Origin of the sequence: Enterococcus sp. PF1-24, from assembly GCF_029893325.1 — a bacterium.
Taxonomy (GTDB): domain Bacteria; phylum Bacillota; class Bacilli; order Lactobacillales; family Enterococcaceae; genus HY326.
In genome coordinates this window covers 1-20,082 of record NZ_JARXWL010000036.1, presented here as the reverse complement: position 1 = coordinate 20,082, position 20,082 = coordinate 1, and the positions used below count along the sequence as shown (strand labels likewise).

The 20,082-nt window shown below is 34.6% G+C and carries 21 protein-coding genes; 11 read left to right on the top strand and 10 right to left on the bottom strand.

The window, feature by feature from the left end; all coding sequences use genetic code 11:
• Positions 1-133: 133 nt before the first annotated feature.
• The gene (locus tag M2139_RS12635) at positions 134-829 is read right to left on the bottom strand and encodes a CPBP family intramembrane glutamic endopeptidase (protein ID WP_280739224.1); all 696 of its coding nucleotides are present in this window, start codon (positions 827-829) and stop codon (positions 134-136) included.
• A 157-nt stretch (positions 830-986) separates the two neighbouring features.
• Here M2139_RS12635 and M2139_RS12630 point away from each other — a divergent pair, with 157 nt between their 5' ends.
• Both M2139_RS12630 and M2139_RS12625 read left to right on the top strand, forming a co-directional pair.
• Positions 987-1,805, top strand: a complete 819-nt coding sequence (locus M2139_RS12630; RefSeq protein ID WP_280739223.1) for a MerR family transcriptional regulator — start codon at positions 987-989, stop codon at positions 1,803-1,805.
• Between the two features lie 24 nt (positions 1,806-1,829).
• On the top strand, positions 1,830-2,345 hold the full coding sequence (locus tag M2139_RS12625) for a ClbS/DfsB family four-helix bundle protein (RefSeq protein WP_280739222.1): 516 nt from the start codon (positions 1,830-1,832) through the stop codon (positions 2,343-2,345).
• Positions 2,346-2,384: 39 nt separating this feature from the next.
• On the opposite strand, the gene M2139_RS12620 is transcribed toward M2139_RS12625, so the two are convergent.
• The 5 genes from M2139_RS12620 to M2139_RS12600 form a co-directional block, all read right to left on the bottom strand.
• Positions 2,385-3,734, bottom strand: a complete 1,350-nt coding sequence (locus tag M2139_RS12620) for a serine hydrolase (RefSeq protein WP_280739221.1) — start codon at positions 3,732-3,734, stop codon at positions 2,385-2,387.
• Between the two features lie 202 nt (positions 3,735-3,936).
• Positions 3,937-4,068 (bottom strand): hypothetical protein, encoded by a 132-nt coding sequence (locus M2139_RS12615; protein ID WP_280739220.1) that lies wholly within the window; start codon positions 4,066-4,068, stop codon positions 3,937-3,939.
• Positions 4,069-4,199: 131 nt separating this feature from the next.
• A complete protein-coding gene (locus M2139_RS12610; RefSeq protein WP_280739219.1) occupies positions 4,200-5,375 on the bottom strand; it encodes an ABC transporter permease in 1,176 nt (391 codons plus the stop codon).
• Positions 5,362-6,498: an ABC transporter permease gene (locus M2139_RS12605; protein WP_280739218.1), complete on the bottom strand. Its 1,137-nt coding sequence runs from the start codon at positions 6,496-6,498 to the stop codon at positions 5,362-5,364. The genes M2139_RS12610 and M2139_RS12605 overlap by 14 nt, the downstream gene beginning before the upstream one ends.
• Positions 6,499-6,742: 244 nt before the next feature.
• Complete coding sequence (locus M2139_RS12600) at positions 6,743-7,675, bottom strand: ABC transporter ATP-binding protein (protein ID WP_280739217.1); 933 nt, start codon at positions 7,673-7,675, stop codon at positions 6,743-6,745.
• Positions 7,676-7,865: 190 nt separating this feature from the next.
• On the opposite strand from M2139_RS12600, the gene M2139_RS12595 reads away from it, so the two are divergent.
• Together M2139_RS12595 and M2139_RS12590 are read left to right on the top strand one after the other, a co-directional pair.
• Positions 7,866-8,981 carry a histidine kinase gene (locus M2139_RS12595; RefSeq protein ID WP_280739216.1) on the top strand — a complete coding sequence of 372 codons (1,116 nt, stop codon included), beginning with the start codon at positions 7,866-7,868 and terminating at the stop codon, positions 8,979-8,981.
• Positions 8,974-9,597 carry a response regulator transcription factor gene (locus M2139_RS12590; RefSeq protein WP_280739215.1) on the top strand — a complete coding sequence of 208 codons (624 nt, stop codon included), beginning with the start codon at positions 8,974-8,976 and terminating at the stop codon, positions 9,595-9,597. The genes M2139_RS12595 and M2139_RS12590 overlap by 8 nt, the downstream gene beginning before the upstream one ends.
• Before the next feature lie 56 nt (positions 9,598-9,653).
• On the opposite strand, the gene M2139_RS12585 is transcribed toward M2139_RS12590, so the two are convergent.
• The gene (locus M2139_RS12585) at positions 9,654-9,899 is read right to left on the bottom strand and encodes a hypothetical protein (RefSeq protein ID WP_280739214.1); all 246 of its coding nucleotides are present in this window, start codon (positions 9,897-9,899) and stop codon (positions 9,654-9,656) included.
• A 212-nt stretch (positions 9,900-10,111) separates the two neighbouring features.
• On the opposite strand from M2139_RS12585, the gene M2139_RS12580 reads away from it, so the two are divergent.
• The 3 genes from M2139_RS12580 (at position 10,112) to nagE (ending at position 14,331) form a co-directional block, all read left to right on the top strand.
• Positions 10,112-11,116, top strand: a complete 1,005-nt coding sequence (locus M2139_RS12580; RefSeq protein WP_280739213.1) for a nucleoid-associated protein — start codon at positions 10,112-10,114, stop codon at positions 11,114-11,116.
• Positions 11,117-11,411: 295 nt separating this feature from the next.
• A complete protein-coding gene (locus tag M2139_RS12575) occupies positions 11,412-12,281 on the top strand; it encodes a PRD domain-containing protein (protein ID WP_280739212.1) in 870 nt (289 codons plus the stop codon).
• A 64-nt stretch (positions 12,282-12,345) separates the two neighbouring features.
• Positions 12,346-14,331 carry an N-acetylglucosamine-specific PTS transporter subunit IIBC gene (nagE, locus tag M2139_RS12570; protein WP_280739211.1) on the top strand — a complete coding sequence of 662 codons (1,986 nt, stop codon included), beginning with the start codon at positions 12,346-12,348 and terminating at the stop codon, positions 14,329-14,331.
• Positions 14,332-14,389: 58 nt separating this feature from the next.
• Here nagE and M2139_RS12565 read toward each other — a convergent pair whose 3' ends face one another.
• Entirely contained in the window at positions 14,390-14,719 is a 330-nt protein-coding gene (locus M2139_RS12565) for a MazG-like family protein (RefSeq protein ID WP_280739225.1), read from the bottom strand.
• A gap of 210 nt (positions 14,720-14,929) precedes the next feature.
• On the opposite strand from M2139_RS12565, the gene M2139_RS12560 reads away from it, so the two are divergent.
• Together M2139_RS12560 and M2139_RS12555 are read left to right on the top strand one after the other, a co-directional pair.
• The gene (locus M2139_RS12560) at positions 14,930-15,490 is read left to right on the top strand and encodes a TIGR00730 family Rossman fold protein (protein WP_280739210.1); all 561 of its coding nucleotides are present in this window, start codon (positions 14,930-14,932) and stop codon (positions 15,488-15,490) included.
• A gap of 121 nt (positions 15,491-15,611) precedes the next feature.
• Positions 15,612-16,403 carry an HAD family hydrolase gene (locus M2139_RS12555; RefSeq protein WP_280739209.1) on the top strand — a complete coding sequence of 264 codons (792 nt, stop codon included), beginning with the start codon at positions 15,612-15,614 and terminating at the stop codon, positions 16,401-16,403.
• Between the two features lie 62 nt (positions 16,404-16,465).
• Here M2139_RS12555 and M2139_RS12550 read toward each other — a convergent pair whose 3' ends face one another.
• Both M2139_RS12550 and lexA read right to left on the bottom strand, forming a co-directional pair.
• A complete protein-coding gene (locus M2139_RS12550; RefSeq protein WP_280739208.1) occupies positions 16,466-16,726 on the bottom strand; it encodes a hypothetical protein in 261 nt (86 codons plus the stop codon).
• Between the two features lie 132 nt (positions 16,727-16,858).
• Entirely contained in the window at positions 16,859-17,482 is a 624-nt protein-coding gene (gene lexA, locus M2139_RS12545) for a transcriptional repressor LexA (RefSeq protein WP_280739207.1), read from the bottom strand.
• Positions 17,483-17,637: 155 nt separating this feature from the next.
• Here lexA and M2139_RS12540 point away from each other — a divergent pair, with 155 nt between their 5' ends.
• The gene (locus M2139_RS12540; RefSeq protein WP_280739206.1) at positions 17,638-17,877 is read left to right on the top strand and encodes a DUF896 family protein; all 240 of its coding nucleotides are present in this window, start codon (positions 17,638-17,640) and stop codon (positions 17,875-17,877) included.
• 107 nt (positions 17,878-17,984) lie between these two features.
• Positions 17,985-19,973 (top strand): transketolase, encoded by a 1,989-nt coding sequence (gene tkt, locus M2139_RS12535; RefSeq protein WP_280739205.1) that lies wholly within the window; start codon positions 17,985-17,987, stop codon positions 19,971-19,973.
• Positions 19,974-20,082 lie beyond the last annotated feature (109 nt).

Genomic DNA, 20,082 nt, shown 5'->3' with positions numbered 1-20,082 from the left:
ATTCTAAAGGATTTCGAGATGTCTTGTCTATTTTTGAAACAAAAAAATAGGTGCTAGTGACTTTTTTTGTCACCAACACCAGATATTATAGAGCCGTAATTCCTGCCGTTTAAGTAGGAGTTACTGGTATTTTTTATGATTGTAAAAGAAACATTGCTAAAACAGCTAGCCCATTATTCAAAAAATGAACCATGATGGAGACCTCCAAACGTTTGGTTTTGTAATAACTAAAGCCCATGATAAAGCCAAGGCTGAAGTACAGTATAAATTCAAAAATAGTTGTAGCTGAATGTAAATAACCAAATATCGCTGAACTAATTATCAAGCCAACAACTGGATGTTCTTCAAAAATAAAACCAATAATACCACCACGGAAAACAATTTCTTCCATAATTGCAGGAGCAATCGCGATAATCAAGAAAATTAACCAAGGCTGTTCGCCGCTGATAATATTATCAATCGCTGCATCGTTGGTACTAGTTGCTGAACCACTAGTCAATTGAATAAGCAACGTTCCAAGAAAAGCAACTATACGACCAAGAATGAAAGATAGCGCGATGATACCCCAATTGCTTACCGTTGACCATTCAAAGTCCAACGTGATAATTTTAAGTTTAGTGGCCAGCCATACAAGTAGTATAATTAAACCTAAAGTTAGTAAGAGAACAACAACCGAACTAGCGGTTGAAAGGGATGCTTGCTGATTATCGACACTAATTAGTTTAAAAACACTAAATACAGTCATAGAAACTTGACTAAGTATGAATAAACCAAAGACAATCGCAATTTTTAAAAGGTAGTTTAAAATCGTTTTTAAGTCTATTTTCATTTGAATAATCCTTTCTTGTAAAAAAAATCAATAAAGACAATATAACACATTATTTTTATATAAAGCAAATGAAGCAAAAAAGTTTGACTCTCCTACTATGGGAGGCTATATACTATAATATGTAGAGATGAATGATATATATAATAGGAGGAAAGGTATGTTTCGTATTGGTGAATTTTCAAAATTAGCTAACATCACAGTAAAGATGCTTAGGCATTATGATGAAATAGCTTTACTACAACCAGCTTATACACAAGTTTCAAATGGTTATCGCTATTATACGGCAGAACAATTAAGTCAGGCCAATCAAATTAATTTATATAAAAACTTAGGTTTTGCGTTAAAAGATATTAAAGTTATTTTAACAGAAGGTGATGATTCACAGCTTATAGCTGATTATTTTTCAAGTAAAGAAAGTCAATTGCTGGAAGAGTTGGCCGCCTTACAGAAAAGAGTGGAGCTTTTGGAAGAGGTAGCTTTAAAAAATCAAACGCAAGAACGAAGTTATCATGTAATCAAAAAAGTTTTGCCTAGTCGTTTGGTTTTATCTTTAAGGAAAAAAGTAACCGATTATAATGACGAACAGCAATTATGGAATGAATTGTATGCTACGATTCAACAGTATCAATTAGAACCCGTTTATGATGGCTATACTTTAGCAATTTATCATGATGCGGAATTTGCAGAAAATTTGATAGATATTGAAGTACAAGTGACAATTGCTGAGAAAAAAGAACTTACAGGTGCTTGTCAAATTTTTGAAACAGCTTTGACAGAGGTGATTTCTGTGACTTTTGCGGGCAGTTATCAGCAAATTCCCCAAGTCAATCAAGCGTTAGCTTTTTGGCTAGAGCAAGAAAATGCTAAAATGGTGGGCCCGATGTTAAATATTTTCCATGTTTCACCTGCGCAAACCGATAACCCTAATGAATATGTAACCGAAGCCTGTTACCAAATTTTAAATAAACAAGATTAATATAAAAGAAAGAAGGAAATTGAAATGGCACGTCCTACAACAAAAACCGACTTATTAGAAGCTGCAACAACCCAATATGAAAAGCTACAAGACTTAATTCAAAGTATGAGTGAAGAAGAGCAAGCTGCAGCATTTTTATTTGAAGACCGCGATAAAAATTTACGGGATGTTTTAATTCACTTACACGAATGGCAAAATATGATGAAAAAATGGTATCAAGTGGGGACTATTGAAGGTGGCACACCAGCTACGCCAGCAGAAGGTTACACTTGGCGGACGACACCAGAATTAAATCAAAAAATCTGGCAAGATTATCAAAAAACTAGTTTAACAGAAGCAAAAGAATTATTAGCAACTACTCACGCAGAAGTCTTGGCTTTGATTCAACAACATAGCAATGAAGAAATTTTTGGTAAAAAAGTTTATGCTTGGACGAAAACATCAACTTTAGGCGCTTACTTTATAGGCGCAACCTCTAGTCATTATGATTGGGCAATGAAAAAAATTCGTAAGCAAATTCGTTTAACGAAGAAAGCCTAATAAAAAACGCTGAAATCCAACAGGGATTTCAGCGTTTTTCTATTCTTTAATTGTAAGTAAAGTACTTGGCAAAATCATACCAAACAGATTACTGAAAAACTTTTTAATATTTCGCCATAATCTAACGAAAAAATTAACTTTCTTAACTTCTTTAGTAGCAACAATTTCAGTAGTTAAGACAGGCGCATTGACAATGTAGCCTAAATCTTCTTCTACCACTTGAATGGTTGCTAAGCCAACAGGCATATCTTGTTGCACGGGGGCAGCGATTTCTCCGTCGGTAACTAAAGTGTTATCAAAGGTAGGGATGATGTTAATATTTTCAGGATTCATATCATTTCGTAGCCAAGTAGTTACGTTGCTTTTTAGAGCAATTGGCACGGTTAATTCTTTACCATAAGGAACAGCTAGCGTCGTTAAATTAGGAATTTCTTTGTTAGCTACCAGGATTTCTCGCAATTGCCAATTAGCGTAGCAATATTCCATTAAACGGTCGGTTTCAGTAAAGCGGGCGGCGATATTTGTTTCATCATTGGTTGCCCCAAGAACAACAGTAATTAAGCGGACGCCATCTCTTTCTATTGTGCCTACAAAGCAAGCACCAGCAAAATCAGTTGTACCGGTTTTTAAACCATCAACGCCATCTTTAGTATTTAAATGACCTGGCAAAAGCCAATTCCAATTAGTCATTTCGGTTTCAGTTTCGGTACCATGAGAAAAAACTTCATTAATAATTTTAGAAGCTTCTAAAATTTCTGGATGCTCATTAATTAAATGGTAGGTAACTAAAGCAACATCTTTGGCGCTCATCATGTTTTCTTGACCTTCTACTGAGCCAGGATAACTATTTTCAAGGCCAACATCTGATGCACTCAGCCCTGAGCTAGTGACTAAAGTCGCATCTGTAATGCCCCAGCTTTGTAATTTCGCTAACATCATATCAATAAAGGCTGTTTCGCTACCAACAATATGTTCTGCCAAAGCAACTACAGCAGCGTTAGCCGATTCAATCATGGAAGCGTGATAAAGCTCCCTAACCGAGTAAGTTTGTCCTTGTGATAAAGGAACATTGGAGAAATCTTTAATGCTACTTAAATAAGCGGCATACTCAGAAATTCCTACTTGGTCGTCCATGGTGATTTTTCCCTTGGAAACTTCCTCTAACACCAGATACATACTTAAAATTTTTGTAACCGAGGCGATGCCTAAGGGACTGTCACCATCTTGATTATATAAAATTTTACCTGAATCAGCTTCAATAGCAAAAGCCGCGTTTGCTTCTATAAAAAAGTTCTCCTCTGCAGATGCAGTAGTCATTGGCAGAAAAGAAAGAAAGACTGACCATAAAAGTGTGACGAATAAAAAACTTGCTGATTTTCTTATTTTCATATTACGCTCCCCGAAAAAGTGTTTCGATATTTATCAAATTTAATTCAACATTACCAAGTTTAGCAAAGGTTTGCGACAGAAACAATCATTCTGCTCAAAAAATATACTAAAATATGAAAAAAGTGTGACTTTTTATAATAAATTATAAACTGTTAAAGATATTTTTTATAAGAGCGGGAAAGATAAAGAAAAAAAGACGCGATTAATCGCGTCTTTTTTCAACTCTAACGGGTACTTTAACTCGTTGTTCTTCAAGATTGACTACATAACTCAATGTTAAAAGTGATGCGCCACTTAAAAGAACAAGCGTTAAGACTGAAAATACTGCTCCCATGGGCATACCTACTTTCATTTTCTGGTTAAGTTCACCAAATTTATACTACATTATCATTATACTGCATATTGAATGAATAGTGTTAATGAAAGCCTTATTTTTTATGTTTTTTTATGAAGAATCACTATTAATTAAGAAAGTCTTAAACTTTTACTTTTTAAACCACCCTGTTCTTTTTGTTGGATACGAGTAATTAATAAAAAGGCAGCGATAAAACAGAACATAATAACAATGTGGAAAAGAAATTCTTTATAAAAAGCTTGGTCAAATTGACCAGTTTCAGCGATAAACATATTTAAATGCGTAAACCAGTAAGTAGGTGTCAACATTGAAAATTTGACAATAGCATCAGGTAAAAAACTAGTTGGTACGAAAATTCCGCAAATAAAACAACTTCCTAAAATATAAGTATTGTTAAAAACACTGGTAATTAAAGTGTTTTTTGAGAGGTTCACCACCATTAGAGATAGGCTTACCATGACTAAAAAGAAGACTGCAACATTGATTAAAGTAAAGAGTGTATAGGCATTCCAGCTACTTTTAGTATACATTAGGAAGTAAGCTGTAAAACAGATTAACAAGAAAGTTGAATAAATCATCGTCGCAGAAAAAATCTTTTGAGTTAATTTTTGTGGTGAAATAGGTGAACAAAGATTTCTTTTGCGTAGTTCTTGTTTGTTAAAAGTTAAGTAGACGTAAGCCATGCCTGAAAAAACTGATATAAATAAACCATAAGCTAGTAAGTTAAAGACATTGGCAGTTGCTTTGCGATAAGCTAAATCTTGATTGTTTTGGTTAGTTGATATTTTTCCTTGCACATTTAAAGTTTTGGCAACTAAAGCTAATAGTTCTTGTGTTTCAGCTGCTGGTAGATTTTTTTGATAAGCAGCAAAGGTATTTAAATAATTTTCAGTAGTGGCAGTAATCAAAGCTTGACTATAGCTACCAGGGCGGGTTTGAATGTCGATTTTTGGCGTTTGACCTTCACATAAAGCTTGTGAAAAGCCTTTAGGAATAGTTAAAACAGCTTCAACACTTTGAAAATATAAGGCATCATCTTTAGCAGCCGTGGTATTTTTGATTTTTTCAATTTGCATATGTTGACCTAAGTATTGATTTAAATCTTTGCTAATCGTTTGTTGGTCTTCATCAAAGATAGCAACATTGATATTTCTTAAGGAAATTTCATCGCTTTTTTCTAACTGACCAGCATATAGAAATGAGATTCCGATACTAATAGCAACTCCGATTAAAAGCATTTTAAAATTCTTTTTAAGAATGGCGGCGATAGTTTTATAGATGGTCATATTGTGCTCTCCTTTCAAGAATAAAGCCGAAAACGACGAAAAAGATGGTTAGTAAAGTTAAATAAAGTAAATTCATAAAAAATGGTTCTAAAGAATTATAATAATAAAGTTGATAAAGAGATTCACCGATTAAATTGACGGGATTCAATTTGTTAATAATTGGTAAATTAGTATCAATCCATAGTTTTAAACTAGTTGTACCGGTCATGCCAGCACAGATACTCATTAACATTGTAATCGAAATAGCTAAGCCATCTTGCTGCGTTTGACCAGTTTTCACGCGATTACTAATAAATGAACCAAAACTTAAAGCCGTAATACTACCGATACCACAAGTTAATAAAATATAACCCCAGTGATTGCTGAAATCGATGTGGAATAGGTTATGGAAAATCAGTAAAAGCAAAACAATTTCAGTCATTAATAAAGTAAAGGAAGCAGCTAAGCCAGAAATCATCACTAAAAGTTTACTGTGAGGAATCATATTTAAACGAATACCTTTAGCGGATTGATTGGCTTGTTCATCACGGGTACCACGAATCCCCCACATAAAGCCATACATGACAGCCATCCCAATTAAAGAAAAGAAGTAATAAAATTTTTGACTCCCTTTTCTTGACTGGGGATTTTCTTCCATATAATGGTTAACATTTGTTAACTCTTGCCAGTCAGCCTCTGTCAATTGATTGTTTTCAGCTGCTAAATTAGCAATTAACGCTTGTTTTTGTAAATATTGATTTAAAAAAGTTTGTAAAATGGTTTGCGGAATTTCTTGTTCTTGAATTTGTAATTCAATAGTATCTTCTGAAAAATAGAAAATGCCACTGATTTCATTTTCAGCTAAAAGTTTTTGCGCTTTTGTTTCATCCATTTCTTTCGTGATATACAATTGTTTATCCTCAGATTTCAATTCCTTTAAGTAGTGAGTGAATAGCTGACTTTCTTGTGAAGAATCACTTACAATTGCCACATTAGTTGTTTCTAACACATCTGCTTGATCTAAATTACTAAAAGCTACATTAAACATAACTCCTAATAAAATAGGAAAGGCTAATGTCCAAAAAAGTAAGGTTTTGTCTTTACTTAAAGTTTTTAAACGATACTTATATAAATGTATAAACATAGTTTTCTCCTTATTCGTATTAAAGTATTAATTTTTCTGAAAAAAAATTAGTTTTATTCTCATGCCGTATACCATTCCACTAAATGATAGTTGGTAAGTGGAACTGGCATCCTTATTCATATTAATGTAATCATTTTTCTAAAAGAAAAATTAGTCTTATTCTCATGCCGTATATCATTCCACTAATTTGATACCTAGTAAGTGGAACTGAGATCCTTAGTCGTATTAAATTATTAGTTTATTATTAATCTCTTAGTTCTTTGCCAGTGATTTCAAGGAAGACGTCATTTAGTGTGATTTCTTGAGTATGAATCGCTCCGTAGTGTAAATCATTTTTAGCAAAAAAGTCTAAAGTGGCAATTAAAGTTTCTTTTAATTTGGTTGTGCTGATGGTTAAATTGATTTGATCGTAGAAAATATCGGCAACGCCAGCAATTTGATTTAATTCTTGTTGCGCATTAGCTGGTAGCATAGGAACTTCAATCACTAATTTTTCATTAGTACCAATCATTTGTTTTAAGGATTCTTTCGTGCCTTCAGCAATTACTTGGCCTTGATCGATAATCACAATGCGATTACATAAAAGTTCAACTTCTTCCATATAATGAGTGGTATAGACAATTGTTGCTCCTTGTTGATTTAATTGACGAATGCTTTCTAAAATTTTATTGCGACTTTGAGGATCGACAGCTACCGTTGGCTCATCAAGGAAAATTAATTCTGGCTTGTGAGCAATCCCGCAAGCGATATTTAAACGACGCTTCAAACCACCACTAAGTTTGCTCGGAACAAATTTCGTAAAATCTTCTAAGCCTACCAATTGAATAGCTTCTTCAACATATTTCTTACATAAAGCAGAGTCTTGAATATACAATCCACAAAAATAATTAATATTTTCACGTACGGTCAATTCATCGAAGACGGCAATTTCTTGAGGAACAACACCAATTTTTCGCTTGATTTCATATTGGTCAGGGCGCATTGGCTGTCCGAATAAATTAATTTCACCTTTGTCATAGCTTAATAGCGAAAGCATACAGTTAATTGAAGTACTTTTTCCGCTACCATTAGGTCCTAACAAACCAAGAATTTCACCTTTTTCAACAACTAAGTTGAGATGATTTAAAGCAGTCAGTTCATCATAGCGTTTCACTAAATTTTTAATTTCAATAATCATTTTTTAAAAACTCCTTTTCAATTTCTTGTTAATATGACTATAATATTTTTAGAGGTTCAAGAATAGTGAAAATTTTCCATTTTTAAGATGACAAATGTCACTTTGCCAGCTTCACTTATATAAGTGTGCTAGTGAAATAGTAGATATGAATAGAAATAGTATTTTACAATAAAGACAAGGAGCAATAAAAATGAAAGAACGGATTCATTGGCAATTAGTCATTCAAAATGGTTTCTTTTTTATAAGTAGCAGTATGTTATTAGCGCTAAAAGAATATGATGGGATGACTATTCTTTTTATGTTACTGGTGCTGATTTTTATGAGTAGCTTCTATTTAATAGCAAATGCTGGGGTACGAAAATTATTACTGGTTGCTTATATTATATTGGGGATTTTTTTGCCGGAATTTCTCTTTTTTATTCCAGCGATGGTTAGTGTTGTTTGCTCTTTGGATTATTCTTTAAGGGTTTCTGAAATAATAGCTGGTAGTTTATTAATTGCTTTTGTTTTCGTTTTACAACCAACTAAATTATTATCATTTGGTGTTATTGGGCTGTGGGCAATTTTTGCGGCTTATTTAGCAGAGCGTTATTGGTTGCAACGGCAACTGTATCAAAAATATTTAGTTTTGAAAGATGATAGTTGGGAAAAGCAACGCCAATTGGAAGAAAAGAATAACCAATTGTTATTAAGTCAAGAAACTTCTGTAGATTTAGAAATTACTAAAGAACGCAATCGAATTGCTCGCGATATTCATGATAATGTTGGGCATCTTTTATCCAGTGCTTTAATTCAATTAGGGGCGGTTCAAACGATTAATCAGCAGGCTAATTTGGAAGCGCCTTTGAAGCAACTACAAGCGACGGTAGATTTAGGGATGAATAATATTCGTTCCAGTGTTCATAATACTTTTCGTGATAGTTTAGACTTTAATGAAAGCTTGAATGTTCTTTTAAAAGATTTCAAATTTTGTCCTGTGAAAATCATCGGTGATTTTTCAGAAATTCCTCAAAAATATGTGCAACCTTTGACGATGATTATAAAAGAAGCTTTATCTAATGTGATGAAACACAGTCAGGCTAGGGAAGTTAAACTTATTTTTTCGGAATTACCAGGTTTTTACAAATGTGTGATTAGTAATAATGGTGTGATTATGAAAGAAAATCAGGAAAAAGGAATTGGCTTGATTGGTATGGAACAACGGCTGCAAAAGCTGTCAGGTCAGTTACATACTATTCAGCAAGCAGAAGTTTTTAGTATCAATATTATTTTACCGAAGGAAGAAATGGGGGAAAGCGATGATTAAAGTGGTAGTAGTAGATGATGATTTTTTAGTAACAGCCTCTTTAAAAACAATTTTGGAAGCTAGCGATGAAGTTCAAGTAGTCGCTACCGGCAATTCTTGTGCAGAAGCGATTAGCTTGTATTGTCAGTGGCAACCAGACGTGTTATTAACCGACATTCGGATGGGGGAACAGACTGGCATTGATGCGGCAACTGCAATCCTCAAAAACTATCCTTTAGCTAAAATATTATTACTGACAACTTTTTCTGATGATGAATATGTGCGGGCAGCTTTAGGAATGGGAATTAAGGGCTATTTAATTAAGCAAGATTTAGCTGCTGTTGTCCCTGCAATTAAAGCCGTTTACAGTGGACAGTCGGTTTTTGGAACAGCAATCATGGAAAAAATTCCGGCAATTTTGACAGAAAAGCCTGAAAAGAAACAACAATTTGAATTGACGCCACAAGAAGAAGCAATTTTGCTGGCTGTAGCAGAAGGCATGAATAATAAAGAAATTGCTGAAACTTTATTTTTAAGCGAAGGCACAATTCGCAATTATATCAGTCGCTTATTGGAAAAATTAGAGTTGCGAGATCGCACACAATTAGCGGTTTTTTACTATCAAAAATATCAATAAAAAAGAAAAGCTATTACTTTAAAGTGAGGAATCACTTCAAGTAATAGCTTTTATATTTAAGGAACAATCACTAATAATTCCGGCTGATTTGCTAGAAGCACTACCCGATAAGCACCAACTGTTACAAATTTACCTTGTTCTTGATAGCGACTTTGCAACTCGATTAAAATTTCTTGATCTTGCCATTGTCGAGCAGGAAAATGCTGAATTAATTGTGGCGTAACTAAAAAGACAAAACCATGATTTAAAGCCGTTTTTATTTCTTCCGGTAAATTTGCAATTTTTTCTGTTAAATTTTTCATTAGGTCACCTCGAAGCTACTATTTTTAATGATGATAGTTGTATTATAGGCTAATTTGCTAACTTTACCAATAAAAGCTGTTACTTTTTTAATTAATTTTTACTGGTAATTTTTTTTAATTTCGGTAAAATAGTTAAGTATGCTTTTTAGAAAAAGCAGCTTAGATCAGGAAGCTGTTCTGTGAATTCCTATCTATTGAAAGGAAGCAAAATTGTGGATATTTATTTAAAACAAGCTGTAATGCAAATTATTAACCGTGAAAGTGGCATGCCTGTTTTCTCTCAGTCGCCATTAGATTTAACAACCGAATATATTCGCGATTTTCTAACGAAAAAAATTGTTAAAATTTCCTCTCCTCAAACAAAAACTGGTATTTTAGTGGAAGATAGCGAAGTCGCTCTTCTTGCTAAGGAAAGCCCAGAAAACTTTATTGCTGTCAGTGAACGTTTAACGCAACGCTGGTTTGATGTTTATAATTTAAGTGAAGACAGTCCTAGCGGCAATGTTTTTATTGTTTTGTATGAAGAAGATACTGTGATGCATTTGGCCTTTTTGAAAGTCAACTATCAAGAATCATTCACTCACTTTGTGGATAGTGAAGAAGGTATGGTTCAAAATAAATTAATTATTAATCGCGCATTACTTGGTTCAAAAACTGGTAAGGCAGATGAAGCTTTAACGATTAATTTAAATGATTTAAGTTATCAACTAATTGAAAAACGCTATACATTTTCAGGCGAAAAGAAATATTATTTTTCAGAAGCAGTAATTGATACCACTCCAGCACCTTCTTTAGAGGAAAATGTGCGGGTAATCAAGAAAGTCGCCAAACAAATTGGGAAAAAATTTGAAGAAGATGAGTTTGAAGTTTTAGCTGATGTTAAAGAAGCCATGTATGACAGCATCGAAGAAAGCGGCTATGTTGCAGCCGAAAAAGTCGCTAAAAAAGTTTTTAAAGACAATATTTCTGCCCAAATGGCTTTTCAAGAAGAAGTAAAAGAAGCTGGTTTTGTTGAAGAAAGCCAACCATTAAAAGAAGTTCGTGAGATTTCTGAAAAACGCTTTGGCAAACAAAAATTCAAACTTTCAAATGGGATTGAATTAATTGTGCCGGTAGATGTTTATCGTGACTCAAATTTAATTGAGTTTATCAATAATCCTGATGGAACCGTCTCAGTAATGATAAAAAACATTGATGAGGTAATTAATCGTTTATGATTATTTTTCAATTCGTCTAATTATTGTTATTGAAAGGGTTTTACAAAAAATTCAATTTAATAATCTGTTCTTTTATTATTTATCGTAAATTTTCTCTTGACAGTTGCAATTCGCCTTGGTAAGATACAAGTGTTAACAATATTGTATTGCATGTGACTAGGAGAGACTAGGCATGGAATTATGTCAATTGGATGTTCTTAATTGAGAATATTTAATTGGGATAGTTCCATGCTTTTTTAGCGCAGTAATACAGATTTATTTCTGCAGAAATAATTTAACTAAAGGGGTTTTCTAAGTGAAAATCAAAAAAATTCTTAATCAAAATGCAGTGCTTGTCCTTGACGAAGGCCAAGAGAAAATTGCAATTGGCAAAGGAATTGGTTTTAACAAAAAACGCAATGATTTAATTTTTCATCGAGAAATTGAGCGTCTATTTACAATGGCGCCTGAGAGTCAGGAAAAGTTACAAACTTTATTGAGTCAAATTGATGAGAAGTTTTTCTTTGCAACTGAAAAAATTATTGATCATGCTGAAACGGTTCTGATGGAAAAATTAAATGAACATCTTTTAATTGCTTTAGCCGATCATATTTCTTTTTCAGCGGAGAATATCCAAAATGGCATTATTGTCAAAAATCGTTTACTTAAAGAAATTGAAGTATTGTATAGCGAAGAGTTTAGTGTTGCACAGTGGGCAGTGGATTATTTAAATAAGGAGTTACACATTCCTTATAGTTATGATGAAGCAGGCTTTATAGCCATTCATATTCACAGCGCTCGCAGCGGCCAAACGAATAATAGCAAAAGTATTCGTGAAGTTTCTATCGTGACCGATATTATTTCTTTAATTGAACGAGAGTTAGAAATTGATATTCATTCTGATAAAATGAGCTTAAATTACTCACGTTTGGCCAATCATTTACGTTTACTGATTCAGCGTTTTCAACATAATCAATACGCTGTATTAGATAACGAAATTATTGAATTGGTTAAACAAAAGTATCCAGAGAGTTACGAAATTGGTAAAAAAGTTCGTGTTTTATTAATGAAAAAATATCAATTATCAATTACTGGTGAAGAATTAGGTTATATCGCTATTCATATTGAACGCTTGCGAATTGCTTCTCTTCACGAAAAAAATAATCAAACAGATTCGGCAGAATAAAATTGAGTTTATGAAATTATTATTATTCATTCTGCTGTGATTTGGAGAAAAGGATGGTAAAAAGATGAAAGCTTATATGCAAAAAATGGGTCGCTCATTAATGCTACCAGTTGCAACATTACCAGTTGCTGCTTTGTTCATGGGTGTTGGTTATTGGATCGACCCAACAGGTTGGGGTGCCAATAACATCCTAGCAGCTTTTCTAATTAAGGCTGGGGGTACAATTTTAGATAACTTAGGTATTTTGTTTGCTGTTGGTTTAGCATTTGGGATGTCAAAAGATAAAGATGGTTCTGCTGCTTTAGCTGGCTTAGTTGCTTTCTTAACTCCAATGACATTAGTTAATCCTGGTTCTGTAGCAACATTTACAAAAGTTGCTGTGGAAGATGTTGATATGGCATTTGGCGCAATTAACAATAAAAACGTCTTTGTCGGTATTTTAGCCGGTTTAGTAGCGGCTGCTTTGTACAATCGCTTTAGTGGCGTGAAATTGCCGATGGCGTTGTCATTCTTTAGTGGGAAACGCCTAGTACCAATCGTAACGGCTGCAACAATGGCTGCAATTTCTGCAGGTTTAATTTTTGTTTGGCCACCAGTTTATAATGGCTTAGTTGCTTTTGGTGAATTTATTTCTAGCTTAGGTCCTGTCGGGGCTGGTTTATATGGTTTATTCAACCGTTTATTAATTCCAACTGGTTTACACCATGCCTTAAACAATGTATTCTGGTTTAACTTAGCTGGTATTGATGATATTGCTAAGTTCTGGGCAAGTGAAGGAACTAAAGGGGTTACTGGTATGTATCAAGCTGGTTTCTTCCCGGTAATGATGTTTGGTTTACCAGCTGGTGCTTTTGCAATTTACCGCTCAGCACGTTCTGAGAAAAAGAAAGCAACTGCTTCATTAATGTTAGCAGCAGGTGTTGCTTCATTCTTCACTGGGGTAACTGAACCATTAGAATTTTCATTTATGTTTGTGGCTTGGCCATTATATGTTGTTCACTCAATCTTAACAGGTATTTCAATGTTTATCGCAGCATTCTTCCATTGGACAGCCGGCTTTAACTTTAGTGCTGGTCTGGTTGACTTTGTTTTAAGTTTACGTGTGCCGATTGCTAATAAACCTTATATGTTACTTGTTCAAGGTTTAGTCTTTGCTGTTATTTACTACTTCACTTTTATGTTTGTAATTAATAAATTTAATTTAATGACTCCTGGTCGTGAAGAAGGCGATGACGAAGATGATTTTGATTGGTCATCAGCTGGGGATAAATTCTCTGTTTTAGCAGGACGTATTTACATTGCTTTAGGTGGTATTGATAATATTACTGCGATTGATAACTGTACAACTCGTTTAAGAATTCAGTTAAAAGATACTGGAATTGCAGATGAAGCTGCAATTAAAGCAACTGGTGTACCAGGTGTGAAAGTACTTGATGGTACAAACATTCAAGTTATCGTAGGGACTGAAGTTCAGTTCGTTGCCGATGAAATGAATAAGATTCATGCAAGTGGTGGTAAGTCAATCGTTACAGAAATGGCTGCCAATGCACCTGTTGAGAAAACAGAAAAAGTAGAAGTTGCAGCTGAAAGTCAAACCAATGAACTTTATGCTGTTGCTTCAGGAACAGTAAAACCAATTACTGAAGTGAACGATGACGTTTTCTCTGAAAAAATGATGGGTGACGGTTTTGCAGTTGTACCAACTGCTGGTGAAGTTTATGCGCCAGTTGACGGTGTAGTTACAAGTGTCTTCCCAACAAAACACGCTTTAGGTATTAAAACAGATTCTGGTGTTGAAGTATTAGTTCATATCGGACTTGATACGGTTGAACTTCATGGCGAACCTTTCACTGTTCATGTGGAAGAAGGTACAAAAGTTGCTAAAGGAACTAAATTAGTGACTGTTGACTTAAACGCTTTAGAAGCTGCTAATAAACAATCAGATATTATCGTTGTTTTAACTAACCAAGATCGAATTGCTAGCTTTGAATTAACTGCTGTAGGCAATGTTGATGCTAGTCAAGTTGTTGGTCAAGTAACTTCAAAATAATTAATTAAATAAAACCGAAATGCTAACATTGCGTTAGCATTTCGGTTTTTTGTATATTCTAAATTTCAGAAGTATCTGAATAACGAGCTAGTAATTTTTCTTTATGACTAGTCATAATAGTTTCCAAAGAGATATCATATTTATCAGCTAAGATAAATAAATTATCTAAAACATCGCCTAATTCTTCTGTTAGATTAGCAAGATTTTCCTGATAATCAGTAACTTTTTCATCGGGCCGATCTCTACCGATTTCAATGGTACGAATAGCTCGACTAACTTCTCCAACTTCTTCTGCTAAAAAATTCACCCGAATAAAAGGATTATATTGATACCAATTTCTTTTTTTTGATCTAGCTTCGAGACTTTGCCCCCTCGGTAAAGTGAAAATGAAATTCGCGGTAAAAATCACCGCTATAATTTAATTTTGCACTTTACTCAGGTGCAGAACTAAGTCTCTGCGCTTTTCTACATAGAAGTTACTAATAAATTTTTGATAGTCATTAATGTTCAAAATTTCCACTTCCTTTCGATTTTCACTAGAACGTACGTTCTTATCTGTGATATACTAAATGTATTGAAAAAAGAAGGGGAAATAATCATGAATATTGCAGTTTATTGTGGTGCCAGTAGTGGCAACCAAGAAATTTTTAAAGAGGCGACAATTGAATTGGGTAAGTGGCTTGCGAAAAATCATCATAACTTGATTTATGGTGGTGGTAAAGCGGGCTTGATGGGGATTTTAGCGGATACAGTTCTTGAAAATGGTGGCGAGGTGATTGGTATCATTCCGACTTTTTTGAAAGAGCGTGAATTGGCTCATCCAGCATTAACTGAATTAAAAATTGTAGATTCCATGGCAGAAAGAAAGCAGGCAATGTTAGATTTAGCTAATGCCTGTATTGCTTTACCTGGTGGACCAGGAACGTTAGAAGAAATTACAGAAGTAGTTTCTTGGAGCCGCATCGGGAAAAATCCTAATCCCTGCATCTTTTTTAACAGTGGCAATTATTATCGACCGCTTGAAGCTATGTATGATCAGATGGTTGAAAATGATTTTTTAGTCAAAAATGACCGTGAAAAATTCTTGTTTTCGGAATCGCTGGAAGAAATTGAAGGCTTTATCAAAAATTATCAACCACCAGTTATTCGCCAATATTAAAGAGCTATCAAAGAATTTTTAGCTAATAAGATTGACTTATTAAACTTTGAAATTTAAAATGACCAAGAAGAGCTAATCAATAAATTGGCTGTAAATAAAAAGATAGGATTATAAGATGACCATGAAAAATGTAAAATTGATTGCTTCAGATATGGACCACACATTATTGACCGAAGAAAGTATGCTGCCACCTAATTTTGCTGAATATGTATCAGCTTTAAATGAAAAAGAGATAGAGTTTACTATTGCTAGCGGTCGACCACTTTATACACTAACCAGCTTATTTCCGGATTTAATTGCTAAAATGTCTTTGATTAGCGATAACGGGGCGGCTATTTGCTACCATGGCGAGATGATTTATAAAAGTTTGTTGGCTGTTGCAGATTATCAGCAATTAATTGCTTTTGTAGAAAATCAAAAGCTTGGTGTGCCAATTCTATGTGGTATTGAAACAGCTTATATTGCAAAAAAACATCAACAATATCAAGATTTTTTTGCAAATTTCTATTCGAAAATGGAATTTGTTGATGATTTACAAGCATTAGAAGTTGAAGCAAATAAATTCACGATTTATTTTCCTAAAGAAGACAGTAAGCTTCATTACCAAAACCTTTTTGCTCCGAAGTACGCTGAAAAATTTTCAATCACAGTTGGTGATACGATTTGGATTGATATTATGAATAAAGGGGTTAACAAAGGGCAAGCCATGAAGATTCTCGGGGAAAAAATAAATGTTTCAGCGGATGAAATGATGGCATTTGGAGATACTTATAACGATATTGAAATGCTTCAAACAGTTAAATTTAGTTACTTAGTAGCTAATGCAGCGGAGGATATGGCGCAATATGCCAACTATCGCACAAAATCAAATGATGAATATGGGGTATTGGTTGTTTTAGAAGAATTATTATAACTAATAGCTGCTGATAAATAAAAACTAGCAACTTCTCTGTTTAAAGGGAAGTTGCTAGTTTTTTAATGATAGTAATGTTCTTGATAGTATTGATACTCATCGTAAGTATCAAAGAATACAAAGTCATCAGTTGCTTCAGTTTCTTGGGAAAATTGATATAAAGTTTGTTCTCTTTGGAAATAACGGCTTTCATCCCAATTAATAAACCAAACGAGAAATAGTGGGGCTAGCACCAAAATAACCACCTGCATACCTAAAATACCTAATAAACAACCTAAAAATAATATACTTAATAGCAATCCAAAACGACGTGTAGCTTTCATCTTGCTCAACTCCTTATAGATAAATATTTTACCGAACAAATGTTTGTATAATGATTATACCAAACGTTCGTTCGGTTTGTAAAGTAAAAAATAAAAACCGCCCACATCTTTTTGCAAACGGTTTTGAAATTGTTAGTAAATACGATTGCGGTATAAACTAATCACTTTACCTAGAATCGTAACGGTATCTAAAATAATCGGCTCCATTGTTTCATTTTCAGGTTGCAGACGAATATAATTTTGTTCTTTGAAGAATCGTTTGCAAGTCGCTTCATCTAAATCGTTCATAGCGATGACAATATCGCCATTTTGAGCGGTGGCTTGTTTGCGAACAATCACGTAATCGCCATCAAGAATACCGGCATCAATCATACTTTCCCCACGAATTGTTAACATAAATAGAGAACCTTCTTGATTAGATAGGTTAGGTGGTAGGGGGAAGAAATCTGTGGCTTCTTCGACCGCTAAAATCGGCTCACCAGCTGTAACCACACCTAACATGGGAATAGTATCGCTTTGCACTCCGATGGCATCTAAACCAGTTGGGGTAACTTCAATTGCTCGTGGTTTAGTAGGATCTCTTAAAATCCAACCTTTTTTCTCTAAACGAGACAAATGGGCATGAACGGTTGAAGTAGAGGATAAGCTGACTGCTTCACCAATTTCTCGCACGGTTGGTGGATATCCTTTTAAAGAAACTTGTTCATAAATATATTTTAAGACTTCAATTTGTCTGATTTCAGTTTTTCTAGCCATCGTTGCACCTTCTTCTGTGTTTGTTAATAAGAGTATAACATATCCTAAAATAGAATTCAAACGTTTGTTCGGGTTTTTGCTAGTTGTATTTTTTGCTTTTTTTTACTATTATAAAGAAAGGAAAACGCGAAAAAATTTTAGTGTGGAGAGAAATTATGTTATCACCAGAAAAATTAGCACGAATCAACGAATTAGCGAAAAAAAAGAAAGAATCCGGCCTAACAGAGGCTGAAACTAAAGAACAAAAACAATTGCGTGAAGAATATTTAACAGCATTTCGTTCTGGCATGAAACATCATATTGAAGGGATGAAAGTTGTTGACCCTGAAGGTACTGATGTTACCCCTGAAAAACTGAAAGAAATTCAAAAACGCAAAGGTTTACATGGCCGTTAATCATTTTTAGTAAAATATACCAAAAAAGAGATTGCGCTATTTATTAAAATCGGTTACAATTAAAATTGTTAATTTAAGTAAAAAAAACCAAAATTGGAGGGTTCTTCATGTTCGACAAAATCGACCAACTTGGTGTGGATACAGTCCGCACTTTGAGTATCGACGCAATTCAAAAGGCAAACTCAGGTCATCCAGGTTTACCAATGGGTGCAGCACCGATGGCTTATACACTTTGGACTAAACATTTAAAAGTGAATCCAAAGACATCAAGAAATTGGATTGATCGCGATCGTTTTATTTTATCTGCGGGTCATGGTTCAGCAATGTTATATAGCTTATTACATTTGGGCGGCTATGATGTTTCAATGGACGATTTAAAACAATTCCGTCAATGGGAAAGTAAAACGCCTGGCCATCCAGAAGTTCATCATACTGATGGTGTGGAAGTAACTTCCGGTCCTTTAGGTCAAGGAATTGCAATGGCGGTAGGTATGGCGATGGCTGAAGCGCATTTAGCTGCTACTTACAACCGTGAAAACTACGAAGTGATGAACCATTATACTTATGCATTATGTGGCGATGGCGACTTGATGGAAGGTGTTTCACAAGAAGCTAGTTCAATGGCTGGTCATATGAAATTAGGCAAATTAGTTGTTTTATATGATTCAAATGATATCTCTTTAGATGGTCCATTAAATAAAGCCTTTACTGAAAGTGTTGCACAACGCTACCAAGCTTACGGGTGGCAATATATCCGTGTTGAAGATGGTAATGATTTAGCAGCTATTTCTAAAGCGATTGAAGAAGCACAAGCTGATACTGAGCGTCCAACTTTAATTGAAGTGAAAACGGTTATTGGCTTTGGCGCACCAAAAGCTGGTACTTCAGCTGTTCATGGAGCACCTTTAGGTCAAGAAGGCATTGATGCAGCGAAAGCTGTTTATGGCTGGGAATATCCTGCTTTCACTGTGCCAGAAGAAGTTACCGCTCGTTTTAAAGAAACAATGATTGAAGGCGGCGCAAAAGCCGAAGCGGAATGGAATGAATTATTTGCGGGTTATAAAGCAGCATATCCTGAATTAGCACAACAATTAGTAGATGCTTTTGCAGGTAAATTACCAGAAAATTGGGATGCTGAATTACCAGTTTACGAAGTTGGTTCAAGCCAAGCAAGCCGCGTGTCAAGTAAAGATACCATTCAAGCACTTTCAAAAGCTGTACCATCTTTATGGGGCGGTTCTGCTGATTTATCAGCTTCTAATAATACAATGGTAGCTGCTGAAAAAGATTTCGAACCTGGTCAATACGAAGGCCGTAACATTTGGTTTGGTGTCCGTGAATTTGCGATGGCAGCAGCGATGAATGGTATTCAATTACATGGTGGAAGTCGTGTTTACGGCGGAACATTCTTCGTCTTTACCGATTACTTACGTCCAGCAATTCGGATGTCTGCGATTCAAAATTCACCAGTTATTTATGTATTAACTCACGATTCAGTAGCAGTTGGTGAAGATGGCCCAACCCATGAACCGATTGAACAATTAGCTAGCGTGCGTTGCATGCCGAACGTGCAAGTGATTCGCCCGGCTGATGGCAATGAAACAGTGGCAGCGTGGAAAATTGCTTTAGAAACACAAGATGCACCAACAATCTTAGTTTTAAGTCGTCAAAACTTACCGGCAATTGCAGGAACGAAAGAGCATGCCCAAGAAAACGTTAAAAAAGGTGCTTACGTGATTTCTCCTCAAAAAGGTGCAACGCCAGAAGGTATCTTAATTGCTACTGGTTCAGAAGTTGGTTTAGCAATTGATGCTCAAGCTGAATTAGCGCAAGCTGGTAAAGATGTAGCTGTTGTTTCAATGCCAAGTTTTGATTTATTTGAAAAACAAGATGCAGCATACAAAGAAGCAGTTTTACCAAAAGCTGTTACGAAACGTTTAGCCATTGAAGCTGGTTCTTCATTTGGTTGGGAACGTTACGCTACTAATACAATTACTATTAATCATTTTGGTGCATCTGCTCCTGGTGATAAAGTTTTAGCTGAATTTGGTTTCACAGTGGAAAATGTTGTGAAAACCTATAATAAATTAGCTTAATTTGATTAATTATGGGGGCTGTGACATAAGTAAATTATGTTCGTAGTTTCAAAAAAAAGAAATTCTATGAAAACCATTATGGTTTTGTGGGATTTCTGTTTTTTTAGGT